The following is a 16,990-nucleotide window of genomic DNA, read 5'->3' as shown; positions in this document are numbered from 1 at the left end:
GCAGCGACACCATAAAGACGCTGCGTGCCCAACGCTTTCAACTACTTTAACGGCCATCGGCTTTGAAAACCGTGATCTCGGTCACGTTTTGAGCCGTTAAGGTTTTCTAAAGCGCACCGCTCAAAGAACCTTGCGATCTTCGACTTTTTTATGCTCGGTTCCCGGGGGCAGCGGATGGCCCTTGGCAAGCTCGGCCCGGGTCGCCTCGCGCAGGCTGAGCACCTTCACCTGGTAGGCAAGCGTGCGCCCGGCTAGCGGATGATTCATGTCCACGCGGACCTTATCGCCTGCGACCTCGAGCACCGTCACGATTTGCGGGCCCGCTTCACCTTCGGTTTGAAAGCGGCTGCCCGGGGTGAGCTCGGCGCCGCTAAAAGCGGTTTGACTCACGGTTTTGATCAACGCCTCGTCACGCAGACCATAAGCCTCGACGGGCGCAAGGGTGACGCTGAACGCATCCCCCGGGGCCTTGCCTTCGAGAGCGCGCTCGAGGCCTGGTAAAATGTTCTCGTGGCCATGAAGGTATTCCAAAGGCTTTTGACGCGCCTGGGAATCATCGAGCACTTCGGGCTGGCCGTGACTGGGGACGTCGCTCAATACGTAATGCAGACTGACGACCTGGTGTGACGTAATCGACACGGAAAACTCCTCTCCGGTAAGCTATCGGCTCTTTCAGGCGGCCAGTTTATCCTGCCGCGTTTTCCCAAGGCCACCGTTAACGGCTTTTTCTGGAGTCCTATCACCATGGTATCCCCTACTCCCAGGCGCAGCTGGAAAAGCGCCCTGGCCGTTTACTTCTGCGCGCCGGTGATCACCATGCTGTTTCTGGGGTTTTCCGCGGGGCTGCCCTTTTTGCTGGTGTTTTCTACCCTTTCGGCCTGGCTTAGAAGCGATGGGGTCGAAGTGGCGGCCATCGGCTTTTTCTCCTGGATCGGCATTCTCTATTCGATCAAGTTTTTCTGGGCGCCGGTGGTCGACCGGCTGGCGCTTCCGGTGCTGACGCGGGGTTTTGGCCAGCGCCGAGGATGGATGCTCATCGCCCAGGTGACGATCGCCGCCGGGCTTGTCGGCATGGCGGGCATCGACCCGGTGGGCAACCTGGGGTTCGTGGCGGCGTTTGCGCTGCTGGTCGCCTTTGGTTCGGCGACCCAGGATATCGCCGTGGACGCCTACCGGATCGAGTCGGCCAGCGACGATCTACAGGCGGCCATGTCGTCGACCTACATCATCGGTTACCGCTGCGGGCTGATTGCCGCCGGAGCCGGGGCGCTCTACGTCGCCTCGCACTACTCCTGGGAGGTAGCGTACCTGGCGATGGCGGCGCTGATGGGCGTGGGCGTGCTGGCCGTGCTGGTTCGCCCGGAACCCAAGCGCGCCTCATTGACCATTCAGCTGGTACACGAGCCCAGCGTGCGCGCCTATCTTCGCCAAAGCCGCGGCCAGCCCAAGTGGCGCCGCCGCCTTGTGGCCTGGGCGATCGGCGCGGTGGTCTGCCCGTTCATCGATTTCTTTCGCCGCTTCGGCGTCAAGGCGCTGGGGCTTTTGGCCTTCATCGCGGTGTTTCGTATCAGCGATTTGGCCATGGGCTCGATGGCGAACCCGCTGTATATCGATTTGGGCTTTTCGCTCGAGACGATCGCCGCGGTGACCAATATATTCGGGATCGCCATGAGCATTGCCGGCGGGGTGCTGGGCGGGCTTTTAGTGGCCCGCTACGGGGTGAAGCCGCTGTTGATCGGTGGCGCCGCCTTCGTGATGGTGACCAACCTGCTGTTCACCGCGCTCGCGCTGATCGGCGACCAGCTGCCGATGCTGGTCGTCACCATCATCGGCGACAACCTGGCCAACGGCCTGGCCAGCGCCATCTTTATCGCCTTTTTATCGAGTTTGACCTCGAAGGCCTACACCGCCACTCAGTACGCGCTGTTCTCGTCGCTGATGACGCTGCCGGGCAAGTTTTTGAGCGGCTTTGGCGGGCTGGTGGTCGGCGCCCAGGGGTACGCCACCTTTTTCCTGGTGGCGACCCTTTTAGGGCTACCGGCGGTGCTGCTGGCAATCTGGGTCAACAAGGACAAGACGCTGTTCGAGACGCCGCGCTAGCGGTGCTTTAAAAGCCAGTCCAGCGCACCCGGCGTGGTGCGCCACTGATCGCGCATTAGCGTGCGGTACTGCCAGGCCTCTGCCCGCGAACCCGGGTCGACCTGGCCATCCGCGTGGGGCAGCGAGGGTTTGGGGCTCTCGGCGCAGAGAAGCTCCAGGGCATGGCGGTTGTGGGCCACGGCCTGATTCAGCGCGCCTTCGGCGGCCTGGTGCTCGGCCAGCCGATAAAGTGCCAGGGTTCTGCCCATCAAAAGCCCCAGCACCTGGGAGCCGTCGTCTTTCTCGCACTCCTCGGTGAGCGTCAGCGCTTCGCGGTTGCGGTCATCGCGCAAGAGCTGGTCCAGCACCAGCTCCTTGAGCCCGAGGCTATCCTCCTGGTCGATGGCCAGCAGTTCTTCGGCAAGCTCCCGGGAGTGTTGGCGGGCGCCGCGCTCCATGCCCACCACCAGCGCAAGGCCGGTGCGTAGCAGCATGACGTTTTGAGCGTCGTCCCAACAGAGGCTACCGCTACCCGCAGCGCGGGCCTGCTCCAGCCAACGCGAAAGGCGCACCGCCAGTGGCTCCAAAAGGCTCGGCGCCATCCAGGGGAGGCTGCCGAAGCGGCTGGTCAGCGCTAGCGTGACATCCTGCATCACCTGGGGCGAATCCAGCCACTCCGGGTTGGCGCAAAGCGCCGACATCCACTCCACCGCGTTGCCCCAAGGGTCGTCGCGAAAGCCAAGCGCTACGTCGTCATCGACCCACACCTGGAACTGCTCGTGCCAGGCGGCAAAGAGGGTCTCTTCGCGGGCGGTGGTGGTGTAATAAAGGCGCGTATCGTCTTGTGATGCCTTGAGATCGAGCTTCGGCGCGGTCGGTAGAGCCGCTAACAGCGACTGTAGCGAGATCAGCGGCGTCGCCAGGTCCTCTTCGGCGCTCAAAAGCTGGTCGGCAAGGGTGGCGCCGGGGTTATCGGCCAGCGCCGAGAGAAACTCGAGCTGCTCTTCGTCGAGCCCGCCCTGGCGCACCAGCCGGCGATACCAGAAGTTGGCCCGCTCGCGCGCCTCCTCTTCGTGCCCCTCGTGAAGCAGCAGCATCGCCTCGATATACGCAAGCGTCGGCGAGTCGGGCAGCGCCTGCATCGCCTTGATGAACGCGCCGCGGGCGCTGTCCAGGTCGTCGTTATCCAGGTGCATCAAGCAAAGCCGCTCGAGCGCGACGCCGCGCAGAAACATCGGCCCGCGCTCCATCACGTCGTCAAGCAGGTCGGCGCGCTTGCGGGTGAAGCCGCGCTCCTGGTAGATATCGAGCAGAATCTCGAAGGCCGGCTCGGCCTGGTCGGGCAGGCGCGACCAGTCGCTGCCATCGAAAAGCGACTCGAGAATCTGCATGGCGCGCCCGCTCTGGCCGCTTTCGGCCGCGATCAGCCCGGCTTCGAGAAGCGCCTGGGCCGGGGCGTGGTGGCTATCGAGGGCGGCCTTGAGCGTGGCACCCTTCCACTCCTTGAGCGAAAGCATCCACATTACCTGGTCGGGGATCTCGGTGGGAAAACTCACCCGTTGGCAGCACTGCTTGTACTTGCGCCCGGAATCGCACCAGCAGGGCTCGTTGCGCCCGGGTGTGGCCAGCGGCTCGCTTGCGAATTCGAGACGTTCGAGCGGTGCTTGCGACCAAAGAATCGGCGCCAGCGCCTGGGCGGTCGCTATATCGCCGTTGAAGTACTCAGCACCCTGCGCCCGAACCCAGGTCATGAAATCCGGATAGTGTTCTTGCTGCCTGATTGCCGAGAGTGCCCCTGAGGCGAATCCCAGCAGTTGATCGACCCATACCGCCAGCATTTGCCAACTCCACTGTTTAGAAAGCGCCATAGTCTAGCATGAGCACGGGGCTTCTCGCAGGAGGATTGGCGGGGCGTTGAACGACTGTTACTGTGCGTCGAGCGCCGGCTCGACCGCCTCCCGTCAAACGCACACCTCAAGAGTCATTCGCCATGTCGTCACGGCAGCGTTAAGGCGTCGACGGCGGCACGTGGCCAGCCCAGTTTAAAAGCGGCCGGGTACGCTCGTGCATGTCCAAGCGCGCTTTTAGGCGCACCAGATTCCAGTAGTGGCCGTTGAGCGCGCGGGAAAGCAGCAGCGTGTCCGCCGGGGGCTGAAGTCGGTCCATCGCGCCCCACACCTTGGGCGAAAGTTCGCGCAGGCGCTGGTGTACGCGCACATCGCCAAAGTCCTGCTCGCCGGGCTCAAAAAGCGGGGTAATGCTTTCCGCCGCTTCGCGATAAAGCGTGAGCGGCGCGCCCTGGCCCTGGCGGCCGCCCATCTTCACCATGGCCTCGTCCATCGCCATCGGGTCCTGGTCCAACGTGGCCTTCAAAAGCGCCATCATTGCCGCAAGGCGCTCCCTGGGCACGGGGATCACCGCGCCGAAATCGTAGATCACCAACCGCCCGTGCGCGTCGGCGGCGAAGTTGCCCGCATGGGGGTCGGCGTGAAGCTCTCCATGGGTGAAAAGCTCTTCGGTGATCCAGTCCGCCAATACCTGCGCCACCTTCTGGCGGGTGGCATCATCAGCACTTTCCAGCTCGCGCAGCGGCGTACCGTCGACGAAGCGCATGGCCAGCACGTGGGTGCCGCAAAGCGCCATGACGGGCTCCGGGATCACCAGCCTTGGCTCGTCTATGTAGCGCTCGCGGTAGCGGGCCAGCGCCTGCGCCTCGGCGGTATAGTCGAGTTCGTCGCGTAGCCCCGCGGCGAGCTCCTCGAACATCGCATCCAGCCGCGCCTGGGGCACCTTGAACCAGCGGCCCAGCCGCATGATGCGCCGCAATTGCACCAGGTCACTCTCCAGCACCTCGGCAAGGCCGGGATACTGTACCTTCAAGACCACCGTCTCGCCGTCGAGTGTCACCGCTTTATGTACCTGGCCCATGGAGGCACTGGCGAAGGGCCGCTCTTCGATCTCGCTAAAGTGGCCGTCCAAATCGCCGTACTGGAGCACCAGCGCCTCGCGGATGCGCGGCCAGGGCATCGGCTCGGCCTGGCGCTGCAGCCTGGCGAGTTCCTCGGCCAAATCCGGCGGCAGCAGGTCGTCCCACTGGGACATCATCTGCGCCATCTTCATCGCCGGGCCCTTGAGCTCGGAAAGCCCTTCGAACAGCGCCTCCCCGAGCGAGCGCCAGTCCGCCTGGCCGCCCAGCCGGGTTTTAAGCATCGCCCCGCCGGTACGGGCGCCCAGGCCCATCAACCGCCGCGTTCTTCCGCGATCGCGCATAGCTTCATATCCTTTTTTGAAGGGGTGACACCAGAGTTACCGCATCCGCGATACCTCTTCTAGCGTAGCTCATAGCGCACTTCGCCAGCGCCCGGCCGCTTTTTTAAAGGCGCTGACCAAAACGCCTTCCATTCATTAAAGCCGGTCGTACTTAGGTGCAAATTTTTCTTCAATCAGTTCAATCCAAACACCAATACACATATTAAACGTCTGTTTTTAATTGATTTATTTTACAAGAAATAAATTTGCACGTATGTGCAAATGTAAACGTACTGTCACGTTCGCCTCCTAGAATGCGTTTTATATCGGGCCGATGCCGTCGGCTGTCAATTGCGTTTACGAGGACTACTCATGGCCGGGTCGATTCACACGCCGCTCCCCCGTTACCGAGCGTTGCAGCTGAGCTTGAAAAATCCGGCGACGCTGCTGGGTTTGGCCTTATTGGCTACGTTCAGCTATCTGATCCTGGCGCCGGTGCTGTCGATTTTGCTGGACGCCGTCAACGTCAACTTTGGCGACGCCAAGCGCATCGGCACCGAGCAGGGCAGTTTTACGCTCTACTATCTTCAACGCGTGTTCACCTCCCCGGTTTCCCACCGCTTGTTTTGGCAGCCGCTGCTCAACACCCTGGGCGTCGCCATTGGCGCCATGAGCATCGCCATGGTCGTGGGGGGCGTCATGGCCTGGGTTGTGAGCCGTACCGACCTTTGGGGCCGGCGCTGGTTTGCCACCGCGCTGATCGTGCCCTTCATGCTGCCCACCTGGACCTTCGCCCTTGCCTGGACGACGCTTTTTAAAAACCGTTCGATGGGCGGCCAGCCCGGCTGGGTAGAGTCCATGGGTTATGATTCGCCGGACTGGCTGGCCTACGGCGCGGTGCCCATGATTTTGATACTCGCCCTGCACTATATTCCGCTGGTCATACTGCTTTTTGGAAACGCCCTGCGCCGCTTCGATTCCCAGCTCGAGGACTCGGCGCGGATCATGGGCGCTGGCCGCACCACTGTGGCGTTTCGCATCATTTTACCGCTCATGCGCCCGGCGCTGATGTCCGCCATGGTGCTGATTCTGGCCGATGCGCTGGGGGAATTCGCCGTACCTTATATTCTGGGCTTGCCGGTGCAGTTCGATACGCTCTCGACGTCGCTTTTTCGGTCCATTTCCTCGCGCCAAACCGGCGTAGCCTCCGTACTGGCCGGGGCCATCATGGTGCTGGGCTGTATCACGCTGACCATCGATCTATACCTGATGCGCGAAGCGCGCCGCTTCGTCACTTTGGGGGGCAAAGGCGCCATGCAGCGCCGCCGCCCGCTGGGCGTTTGGCGCCTACCGGCCACCCTGCTTGCCGCCTTCCTGTTTATCATCGGCGTCGTCTTGCCGCTTCTCACGCTCTTTCTTTCCACGGTCATGCATATCCCGGGGCGCTTCAACGCCGCCAACTTCACGCTGGATTACTGGATCGGCACCGACCTCGATACGATCGCGCTGCAAAACGGCATCCTGCTCACGCCCGAGTTTTGGTCGGCCACCGGCAATAGCCTGCGTATCGTGGGTAGCGCCTCCATCTGTGCGGGTTTGCTGGGCCTGCTGGTGGGCTATGTCGTGACGCGCACGCCCTGGCGCTGGCTTGCCAGCGGTTTACGCCAGCTCACCTTCATGCCTTACCTGGTGCCGGGTATCGCGTTCGCCGCCGCCACGCTTTCGCTCTTTGCGGTACAGCGCGGCCCCGTGCCGGCGCTTTACGGCACCTCGCTGATTCTCATGCTCGCCCTGATTGCCGATCAAATGCCGTTTGCCTCGCGGGCGGGGATTTCCGCCATGACCCAGCTTGGCAAGGAGCCGGAAGAGGCGGCGCAGATCGCCGGCGCCACCTGGTGGCGGCGCATGGTCAGCATCATCGTTCCCATCCAAAAAGGGGCGCTGGTCGTGGGCATCGTGTTGCCCTTCATCTCCGGCATCAAGGGGGTGAGCCTGTTCATCATCCTGGCGGTACCGGCCACCGAGGTGCTGACCACCTACTCACTTCGGCTGGTGGATTACAACTACACCCAGGCCGCCAACGCCGTTGTCCTGATGATCGCCCTGCTCGCCTGGGGCGGCACGATCCTGACGCAAAAATTAACCAAAACGGGCCTGGCCCAGGGCCTGGAGCATTAATCATGCCGACTATCACGCTAGACGCCATTGGCAAGCAGTACGGCGGCCAAACGATGGCCGTCGACACGATCGACCTGACGATCAAAGACGGTGACTTCATGTGCCTGCTCGGCCCTTCAGGCTGCGGCAAAACCACCCTGCTGCGCATGATCGCCGGGCTCGAGCACCTGAGCCAGGGCCAGCTCTTCATTGGCAGCCAACTGGTCGACTCGCCCAAGGCGGGATGCTTCGTCGCACCGGAAAAACGCGAGCTGGGGCTGGTCTTTCAAAGCTACGCGCTTTGGCCGCACATGAGTGTCGAGCAAAACATCGCCTTTGGCCTGCGTCTTCGCAAGTTGCCCGAGCGCGAGCAGCGCGCCCGCACCGACGATGTCATGGAAAAGCTCGGCATCGCCGCCTATGCCAAACGCTACCCGTCCCAGCTCTCCGGTGGCCAGCAGCAGCGCGTGGCGCTCGCTCGTATGATGGTATTGAAACCCAGGGTACTGCTGCTGGATGAGCCGCTTTCCAACCTTGACGCTTCGCTGCGCATCGAAATGCGCGCCGAGCTCAAACGCCTTCATCAGGCCTTCGACACCACCATCGTCTTCGTCACCCACGATCAGTGGGAGGCCATGACCCTGGCGGACACCATCGCCGTCATGAGTAAGGGCACGCTTCAGCAGGTCGGCAGCCCGGACGATATTTACGCCCGCCCCGCCAACCGTTTCGTGGCCGAGTTTATCGGCAACCCGCCGATCAACCAGGTCGCCGCCGCGTCCCGTTTGGGCCGCCGGCTCAATGGGGACCCACCCACGCACAGCCTGGGTATACGCCCGGAAGACATTCACCTGGCCGGTGCCGGACAAGCCGGTGCCTTGCCGGCCAGGGTGCAAAACGTGATGCCCACCGGCGGCAGTTGGATACTGGAGCTCGAAGTGGAAGGCCAAACGCTACACCTTTCGACCCAAATGCGCCCCGGCGTAAAGGCCGGCGAGGCCACCTACTGCCATATCCAGGCGCAGCATCTGCACCTTTTTGACCACCACGGCCGCCGCCTCGAACGCCCTCATCTTTTAAAAGCCAACGCGGCGCCCGACAGCGCCTCCACCACCTCTTACATGCACGCCGTTTAAAGGAATTCGCCATGCGCACGCTAACCAGAATCGCCCTGGCCGTCAGTCTCGTTTCGACGCCGCTTGCCTTTGCCGAACAGCCAGGTTCGCTCGATGAACTCATCGCCGCCGCGCGCGAGGAGCCGGCCATCACGGTCTACGACTCGACCGGCAAGATCGTCGAGCAGGCGGCCAACTTTTCTGCCAAATACGGCGTTCGAGCCGAAGGCGTCAAGTCGAAGGCGCCCCATACGCTGGAGCGGATCATTCGCGAGGCGCAGGCTGACAACATCCAAACCGACGTGGCCATTTTGGCCGATGCCCCGGCGGCCGTGGCCCAACTGCTCGAGACCGGGTTCGCCTTCAACTGGTTTCCCGACGATATGGCCGACACGGTCAGCGAGCGCTACCGCGACCCGCTGGCGATCGTCATGGCGCCCAACGTATGGACCTATAACACCGCGCTACACGAGAGCTGCCCTATCGACAACGTCTGGGCGTTGACCGACCCGGAGTGGGCGCGCCATGTCACCATGCAGGACCCGTTGGGCAAGCCCTCTTACGTGGACTGGTTCAACCAGATGGCGCAGCACAGCGACCAGGCGATGGCCGAGGCGTTCGAGGCGCACTATGGCCACCCGCTCGACGAAAGCGAAGAGAGTGCCACTGCGGCCTGGGTCAGCGCGCTGGCGGCCAACGCGCCGCTGCTCACCGATTCGGACTCCAACGCCGCCGAAGCGGTAGGCTCCCCGGACCAGCAAGACAGCTTTATCGGTTTGACCAGTACCGCCAAGTTTCGCGAAAACGCCAACGGCATGAAGCTTGGAATCTGCGAGGATCTGACCCCGTGGATCGGCTGGACCTACCCTTCGATCGGGCTGATCGCCAGCGGCACGCAAAGCCCCAACGCCGCCAAACTCTTCATTCATTACCTGCTGACCGCCGAAGGCATCGCCCCCCAGGCCGTGGATGGAAAAATTTCAACCCGCTCGGATATCGCTTTACCCGCGCAAGAGCCCTCGGGTATCGGCGCCTTCAAGGCACAGCTATTCGACTACTCGCCGAGTACCGCCATCGACGACTGGGATAATCGCCAAGAGTGGCAGGATCTTTGGATGCTCAACTATCGTCGTTGAAGCCAACTTCAAAACGCTATCTTAAAAATGGCGGCTCAATAACAAGACACAATGCTCAAAACGTTAATGCCAAGGACTACTATGCCCATTTCGTCACACGCGCTGAAGGCCCGCGCTGAATTTCTCAAAGAGGTCATTCAGCAAACGGGTCTTACGGCACACCGCCTGTTTGAAAACCGTACGCCCGGGCGCTATACGCTCAAGGGGCCCCAGGACTTTTTGACCGAAGCCGATACGTTGGTCGAAAGAGCGCTTCGTGACGCGCTTTATGAGCGCTTTCCCCAGGACGGTTTTTTGGGCGAAGAAACGGGCGGTGAGTTCACGGGTAACGCGACCTGGGTCGTCGATCCGATCGACGGGACCGCCAACTACGCCCGGGGCATTGCGCATTATTGTGTGTGTATCGCCTTCGTGGATGAGGGCAAAACCCAGCTGGGCGCTATTTACAACCCCTGCACCCAGGAGCTTTATTTCAGCCAGCGCGGCCAAGGTGCCTACAAAAACGGCGACCCGATTCGCGTCGCCGATACCGATACGTTCACCGCCGCCACGATCGAGATGGGCTGGTCGACACGAACCTCCCTACACGACTATTTGAGCGTGCAAAAAGCGCTTTTGAGCCAGGGCGCCAATATACGCCGCGGGGCGTCCGGCGCCCTGGCGCTGGCCTGGGTCGCCGAAGGCCGTATCGACGGTTATCTCGAGCAGCACATGAACCCCTGGGACAGCCTGGCGGGGCTTCTCATGGTCAAGGAGGCCGGCGGGATAACCCAGCCGTACCTCTCTTTGGCCGGCACCCTCGACCGGGGCGGCCCGGTGCTTGCCGCGGCACCGGGTATCGCGGACTCCCTAACCCACTGCAGTCAACTCGAAGAGCCTGAAATCGCATGACCAAAATCCACTACCCGCGCCCGCCCCTGAGCCTGATCGAGTCCGAACTGCCCGGGCGAAACGTCGCGCTCTATATCGGCGACAGCGACGCTGCCAGCCAGCCAGCGCTACTTCACGAGCGCGGGATTACGACCGTGATCAACTGCGCGGTCAACCTCGACATCAACCTGGTCGAACCAGGGCCAGCCCCGGCGCCTGGCGGTTTAACGCACGGCACCGGCGCGTTTCGCTACTATAAGATCGGCATGATCGATGGCCCCGGTAACCCCCACGAGCAGATACTGGCGGGCTATTTCATCGTTCGCGCCGCGCTCGACCAGGTCCTGCCGGACAAGCCCTCGTACCCGCTGCGGGAAAAAGGCAACGTGCTGGTTCACTGCCGCGGAGGACGCAGCCGCTCGGTCACGCTGGTGGCGCTATTCCTGCACCTGGAGCTGCCCAGCCGCTACCCTACGCTCGAAAGCGCGGTGGCCCACGTGCGCCAAAAGCGCGAGCTGCACCCGGACGAGTGGTTCGAAACGCCCAAGCCGGAACTTCTGGAGGCGGCCCGCATCGCCGCCGACCAGGTCACTTTGTTGCGTCAGGGAGCACCCGATGAGCAGCTCACGCAAGTTTGCTAGCGCGGAAGAAGTCGCACGCTTGGCGGGCGTTTCGCGCTCGGCGGTATCGCGCACGTTCACCGACGGCGCCAGCGTTTCCGACGAGACGCGTCAAAAGGTGCTCGCCGCCGCCGCCGAACTCAATTACCACGTCAATCACCTGGCGCGCGGGCTATCCCAGGAGAGTTCACGGCCGGTATGCCTGGTCGGCAACCATCTTGGCTCGCCGTTTCTCTCGAGCCTTTTGGAGGCGGTGAGCCGCCATATTCAGGCGCTTGGCCGGGCGGTCATGCTGATCAATACCTCTGGAGAAGCCCAGGCCGTCGAGAGCGCCCTTCACCAGGCCCTGCAATACCGGGCGAGCGCCGTCGTGGTGCTCTCCGGCGCACCGGCCGAATCCCTCGTTCAGACCTGTATCCAAAGCGGGCTGCGCGTCGTGCTGGTGAACCGAGGCCAGGTCTTCGATGGCCCGGTGCATATCACCCTGGGCCATGAAGAGGCCATGCAGGAGGCTTTCGATTTGTTCTATCGCGCGGGCTGCCGCTCTTTTGGGCTGGTCACCTCGACCGCCGGCACCCCCAGCCTGCTCGCCCGGGAGCAGGCGTTCATTCGGTCCATCGACGAAGCGGGGCTTGCCGTCACCACGGTGCGCGCAGGCCCCACCCGCTACGCCACCGGCCAGGAAGCCGCCCGTCAGCTGCTCGGCCGCGCCAAACGGCCGGACGCGGTGCTATGCACCACCGACCTACTCGCCTGCGGCTTTTTGGATACCGCCCGGCACACCTTCAAGCTCGATATTCCGCGCGATGTCTGCGTGATGGGCTTCGACAACATCGAGCAAGCCAGCTGGGAAAGCTATGGGCTGACCACGTTTCATCATCCGGTCGAGGAGATAGCGGCCTCGGTGGCCCAGCAGTTGGCGGACGAGCGCGTGGCGGGCCAGACCATCCAGCTACCCGCAAGACCGGTGTGGCGTAACACCATCCGGCCAGGCTAGCCACCACCGTTTAAAAACTCAACACCTTGATTTTATTCGCCATGACGCGGCGAAGGGGCCCCGCTGTGCCTTGAAAAACGGCCACGCATCATCCGTATGCCCAAAACGACATAACGTCATTGACTCGCCAAAGGAGATTTCCCATGCAGTTGACTCACTGGTCCGTGGGCGCCGCCGCGCTCTGCTGCGGCCTGGCCGCCACCCAGGCCCTGGCGCAAGCCCAGGCAAACGATGAAAACGCTAAAGCCACGACCTACTTCAGCACCAAGTCGCCCTACGATTACGTGGCCGCCGACCTCACCCCGGCCCCGGAAGGCTACCAGCCGGTGTTTATCCAGTACGCGGGCCGACACGGCTCGCGCCACCTTTCCAGCGCCAAGTACGATAAAACGCTTTTCGATCTGCTCACCCTGGCCGACGAGCGCGGCCAACTCACCGCCACTGGAAGCGAACTCCGCCAGCAAATCGCCCGACTCATGGCGGTAGAAGAAGGCGTTTACGGCGAACTCTCGATCCTCGGCGGCGAGGAGCTTTACGGGATAGGCGAGCGCCTGGGCGATCGGTTCACGGCGCTGTTCGAACAGGGCCGCCCAATCCTTGCCCACGCCACCTACAAGGACCGGACCCCGCAAAGCCGCGACCACTTCCTGGCAGGGCTTCAAAGCGCGCTAGGCGATGCCACCCCGCCGATCATCGCCGAGCAGTACGCCAAAGGCCGCGACCCTTACCTAAGACCTTATGACCTGGCGACCCGGTATCGCGACTACAAAAGCGGCGGTGAATGGCAGCAGGTGCTCGAGGCATACCTCGACGGGCGGTCAGAAACCCGCGACTTCGCCCGGGATATTCTCGAGCAATTCATCGACGACGAACTGTTCGAGGAGCTGGCGCAGGGCGAATTCGCCCTGGAGGACGCCAAAGGCCGCGTCAAGCTCGCCACCCCCACGGACGCCGCCAACAATCTTTACCAGCTCTACATCATCTCGCCCAACATCGCCCGCGAAGGGGCTTTCGACTTCGGGCAGTACTTCAGCGAAGAGCAACTGGCCTGGTACGAAGACCTCGACCTGATGGACGCCTTCTACGCCAAAGGGCCCTCGCTCACCACGAGCGACCTGCCTCGGGAAATTGCCGCCCCCATGGTCAAGGAGCTGATCACCTCGACCGACGAAGCGCTCGAAGAGGACAGCGCCAGCGGCATTTTCAACTTTACCCACGCGGAAATGATCATGCCGCTGGCCGCGTACCTTGAAATCGAGGGCGCCGATGAAAGCCAGGACGACCCGGCGCGGGTTATTACGACCTGGGATGGCAAAGCGATCACGGCCATGGCGGCCAATATTCAGTGGATCTTTTACGAAAATAGCGGCGAGCTTTTGGTCAAGATGCTGCACAACGAACGCGAAGTCGCGTTTCCCGTGGCGACGACGGCCTACCCGTATTACGAGTGGGAAAGCGTCAAGGCGTACTACGCCGACAAGGTCGAGGAAAGCGGAATCGCCCTGGGCGACACCCTACAAGACGATATCGAGGCGCTAAAAAACGATTTTTAACAAGTAAGCGCCCTTAACCCAACGAATTAACACACTGATAACCAAGCCCTCTTTTGATCCTTCGATCAATGGAGCGGCCACTTGCTGCCCAAATTTCATCAAGGGATACGAACATGAAGACTTCACTCACCGCCCTACTGGTTGCCATTGCGGCGTTTCAGAGCGCCCACGCGGCCATCGTTTACCAGGACGAAGACCTTCGGGTCGACCTGCGAGGCAAAGTGCAATACGAAGCCGGCGCTTTCAAGTACGACAAGGACAACCCAGCAAGGCGCCTGCATTTTGGCGGCGACGGTAAGGCGCGCCTGGGCCCCCAGTTCAAGTACCGCTTTTCCGATGAGCTGGACCTTTTGGGTAAGCTCGAATGGCAGCTTAGCGCCGAGGACGAAAACGATGCCAAGACCGACGGCATCGACGTTCGCTACGCCTGGCTTGGCTTTCGCTATCAGGATCAGCTCGAAATGGCCATCGGCCGGACGAAAAGCTCGACCAGCCAGCTCATCGACGTTACGGATATTTTCGAGCTGTATGGTTCTTCGGCCAACGACAACAAGATCAACGGCGTCAAACCCTTTGCCAGTAAAAAGGATGACCAGCTGACGTTGGGCTACGATATCGGCAATTGGGACTTGCGCGGCAGCTACGTGTTCGAGGATGAACGCCGCCCTCGCGAAACCAGCGTAGGCGATCGCGACTACCAATACAGCTTTTCGGCGCGCTACACCACCGACAACGAAATCGACTTCGTCGGCGCCTATGAGCGCCAAAGCTTTCAAGGCACCACCGACACACTGGGCGATATGACCAGCTGGGGGCTGGGCGTAGGCTGGCGCTTCGACCCGTTCTACGTCGGTGCCCTCAACGGCTACAAGACCATGAACGCCGCCAACGATCAGACGTTCTCCAGCCATTTCTATGAGCTGGCCGCCGCTTATGAGCTGGGCAAATTTCTGATCATGGCGGGCTACAACAATGAAGAGGCCGAGGACGACCTGGCCTACCAGGGCCGGCGTGTCGACGAGTACGTGTTCGGCGTCTCCTACCAGCCGATCCCCAGGGCCAAGGTATACGCCGAATACAACGTTGACCGCGTGAACGTCGACGGCCAAACCCGGGACGATCTATTCGGTATCGGCATGGAGGTCAAGTTCTAGCGCCGCCGCCAGGCGGGGGTGGATAACACCCCAAGCGTTTTTGGGCTTTCGAGTGTAAGGGTCGACTCTGCTACCATGGAGCGCTCTGATCACTCGAAGGCCCTTCGCGTATGCGCTTGATTATCGCCGAAAAACCCAGCCTCGCCCGGGCGATTGCCGATGCCCTGCCGGGCAGCGCCCGGCGCCAGGACGGCGCGCTGGTATGCGGCGATACCACCGTGACCTGGTGTCTGGGCCACCTTTTAGAACAGGCCCCACCGGAGAGTTACGACCCGGCAGACAAACAGTGGCGCCTGGACCGGCTACCCATCGTACCCGGCCGTTGGAAACTGGCGCCGCGCAGCCAGGCACGCGGTCAGTTGGCGGTGATTCGCAAGCTGATCAAACAGGCAAGCGAGGTGGTTCACGCCGGCGACCCGGACCGGGAAGGCCAACTGCTGGTGCAGGAGGTGATCGAGTATCTGAACTACCGAGGCCCGGTCTCGAGGCTTTTAGTGAGCGACCTTAACCGCCCGGCGGTGGCGCGCGCCCTCGACAAGCTGCGCCCCAATCAGGAGTTTCAGCCGCTCTATCAGGCCGCCCAGGCGCGCTCTCGGGCCGATTGGCTCTATGGCATCAACCTGACCCGCGCCTGGACGATCACCGGCCGCCAGGCCGGCCACGACGGCGTGCTCTCGGTGGGTCGCGTGCAGACCCCGGTACTGGGTTTGATCGTTCGCCGCGACAACGCCATTCGCGATTTCAAGCCCCACCCGTTTTATCCGCTCTGGGCCGAGCTCAAAGTGGCCCAGGGTCAACTGCGCGCCTGGTGGGTACCCACCGAGCGCCAGCCCCTGGACGACCAGGGCCGACTGGTCGAGCGCGGCCCCGCCGACGCCCTGGCGAGCGAGCTCCCCGGCGCTCAGGGCACGCTTGCCCAACTCGACCAGCAGCAAAAGCGCCAGAACGCGCCGCTGCCCTACTCGCTCTCGGCGCTTCAAGTGGACGCCGCGCGGCGCTTCGGGCTTTCGGCCCAGGCCGTGCTGGACGTGTGCCAGCGTCTTTACGAGCGCCACACGCTGATTACCTACCCGCGTTCGGACTGCCGCTACCTGCCCGAAGAGCACTTGCCGCTTGCCAAGCGCAGCCTGACCGGGGCCTGTCAAAACGATGAAACCCTCACGAAATGGCTAGAAGGCGCGGATTTCAGCCTGCGCTCGAAAGCCTGGAACGACAAGCAGGTCGGCGCCCACCACGCGCTCGCGCCTACCGGCAAACCGGCGGACTTCTCCGCGCTCTCGGAAACCGAGGGCCAGGTGTTTCGCCTGGTAGTGCGCAACGTGATGGCCCAGTTCTACCCGCCGCTCAAAACCTTTGAGGTAAAGGCGGAGTTTCAGATTCTGGGGGAAGCCTTTCGCGCCCGAGGCCAGAGCGTGCTCGACCCCGGCTGGAAGCCGCTGTTCACCACTAAAGAAGACGCCCCGCCGCTACCGCCGCTTACCCAGGGCGAAACCTGTCAGGTCGTGAACGCAGGTGTCGAGGAGAAAGAGACCCGCCCGCCGGAGCCGTTTTCGGATGCCAGCCTCATCAAGGCGATGATGAACATCGGCCGCTACGTGGAAGATGTGGAGGTGCGCCGCACGCTTCGCGACACCGACGGCCTGGGCACCGAGGCCACCCGGGCGGGTATCATCGAAACCCTGGTGCAGCGGGGGTATCTGGTGCGCAAACAGAAGGCGCTGCGCGCCACAAAACTGGGCACCGCGCTAATTGCGGCGCTACCCAGTGCAGTGAGCACGCCGGAGCGCACCGCGCTTTGGGAGCAGCGCCTAAGCGGTATTGCCGAACGCCAGGACAATGCCGGCGCCTTTCAGCAAGCGCTGGTCGACGACCTGCGCGGGCTGCTCGGCCAAAGCGATGCGGGCAAACTAAGACAAAGTTTGCAAAGCGCCCAGGGCGAAGCGGCCACCCCGGCCAAGCGCAGCGCCGGCAAACCCAAAAAGCGCTACACCAAGCGCAAAACCACTGCAACGCGTAAGAAGACGACTTAGTGAAAACTCTGGTCTACCGGCTTTTTTCTT

13 protein-coding genes are annotated in these 16,990 nt (G+C 62.4%); 10 read left to right on the top strand and 3 right to left on the bottom strand.

The features are described from left to right. Window positions 1-120: 120 nt before the first annotated feature. A complete protein-coding gene (locus ACWHXT_RS08275) occupies window positions 121-639 on the bottom strand; it encodes an FKBP-type peptidyl-prolyl cis-trans isomerase (RefSeq protein WP_447929005.1) in 519 nt (172 codons plus the stop codon). 105 nt (window positions 640-744) lie between these two features. Between ACWHXT_RS08275 and ACWHXT_RS08270 the strand changes: the two genes are divergently transcribed. Further along, the gene (locus ACWHXT_RS08270; protein WP_447957905.1) at window positions 745-2,100 is read left to right on the top strand and encodes an AmpG family muropeptide MFS transporter; all 1,356 of its coding nucleotides are present in this window, start codon (window positions 745-747) and stop codon (window positions 2,098-2,100) included. On the opposite strand, the gene ACWHXT_RS08265 is transcribed toward ACWHXT_RS08270, so the two are convergent. Both ACWHXT_RS08265 and ACWHXT_RS08260 read right to left on the bottom strand, forming a co-directional pair. Next, the gene (locus ACWHXT_RS08265) at window positions 2,097-3,917 is read right to left on the bottom strand and encodes an SEC-C metal-binding domain-containing protein (protein WP_447958019.1); all 1,821 of its coding nucleotides are present in this window, start codon (window positions 3,915-3,917) and stop codon (window positions 2,097-2,099) included. The two genes, ACWHXT_RS08270 and ACWHXT_RS08265, sit on opposite strands and share 4 nt — an antisense overlap. 169 nt (window positions 3,918-4,086) lie before the next feature. Then, a complete protein-coding gene (locus ACWHXT_RS08260) occupies window positions 4,087-5,349 on the bottom strand; it encodes an ABC1 kinase family protein (protein ID WP_447957904.1) in 1,263 nt (420 codons plus the stop codon). Window positions 5,350-5,700: 351 nt separating this feature from the next. Between ACWHXT_RS08260 and ACWHXT_RS08255 the strand changes: the two genes are divergently transcribed. From ACWHXT_RS08255 to ACWHXT_RS08215, 9 genes are all read left to right on the top strand, one after another. Further along, window positions 5,701-7,506: an ABC transporter permease gene (locus ACWHXT_RS08255; protein WP_447957903.1), complete on the top strand. Its 1,806-nt coding sequence runs from the start codon at window positions 5,701-5,703 to the stop codon at window positions 7,504-7,506. Window positions 7,507-7,508: 2 nt separating this feature from the next. Beyond that, window positions 7,509-8,621, top strand: a complete 1,113-nt coding sequence (locus tag ACWHXT_RS08250; protein ID WP_447957902.1) for an ABC transporter ATP-binding protein — start codon at window positions 7,509-7,511, stop codon at window positions 8,619-8,621. 11 nt (window positions 8,622-8,632) lie between these two features. Continuing rightward, entirely contained in the window at window positions 8,633-9,736 is a 1,104-nt protein-coding gene (locus ACWHXT_RS08245; RefSeq protein WP_447957901.1) for an ABC transporter substrate-binding protein, read from the top strand. Between the two features lie 81 nt (window positions 9,737-9,817). Continuing rightward, window positions 9,818-10,627, top strand: coding sequence for an inositol monophosphatase family protein (locus tag ACWHXT_RS08240; RefSeq protein ID WP_447957900.1), 810 nt, complete (start codon window positions 9,818-9,820; stop codon window positions 10,625-10,627). Further along, a complete protein-coding gene (locus tag ACWHXT_RS08235) occupies window positions 10,624-11,247 on the top strand; it encodes a dual specificity protein phosphatase family protein (protein ID WP_447957899.1) in 624 nt (207 codons plus the stop codon). Before ACWHXT_RS08240 ends, ACWHXT_RS08235 begins: the two co-directional genes overlap by 4 nt. Continuing rightward, on the top strand, window positions 11,222-12,223 hold the full coding sequence (locus ACWHXT_RS08230; RefSeq protein WP_447957898.1) for a LacI family DNA-binding transcriptional regulator: 1,002 nt from the start codon (window positions 11,222-11,224) through the stop codon (window positions 12,221-12,223). Before ACWHXT_RS08235 ends, ACWHXT_RS08230 begins: the two co-directional genes overlap by 26 nt. A gap of 143 nt (window positions 12,224-12,366) precedes the next feature. Beyond that, complete coding sequence (locus tag ACWHXT_RS08225) at window positions 12,367-13,776, top strand: histidine-type phosphatase (protein ID WP_447957897.1); 1,410 nt, start codon at window positions 12,367-12,369, stop codon at window positions 13,774-13,776. 113 nt (window positions 13,777-13,889) lie between these two features. Further along, the gene (locus ACWHXT_RS08220; protein WP_447957896.1) at window positions 13,890-14,930 is read left to right on the top strand and encodes a porin; all 1,041 of its coding nucleotides are present in this window, start codon (window positions 13,890-13,892) and stop codon (window positions 14,928-14,930) included. 110 nt (window positions 14,931-15,040) lie between these two features. After that, the gene (locus tag ACWHXT_RS08215) at window positions 15,041-16,960 is read left to right on the top strand and encodes a DNA topoisomerase III (protein WP_447957895.1); all 1,920 of its coding nucleotides are present in this window, start codon (window positions 15,041-15,043) and stop codon (window positions 16,958-16,960) included. Window positions 16,961-16,990 lie beyond the last annotated feature (30 nt).

The organism is Vreelandella halophytica (genome assembly GCF_968193635.1).
Note: the sequence above shows the minus strand (reverse complement) of the source record. Positions and strands in the feature narration are given on the sequence as shown.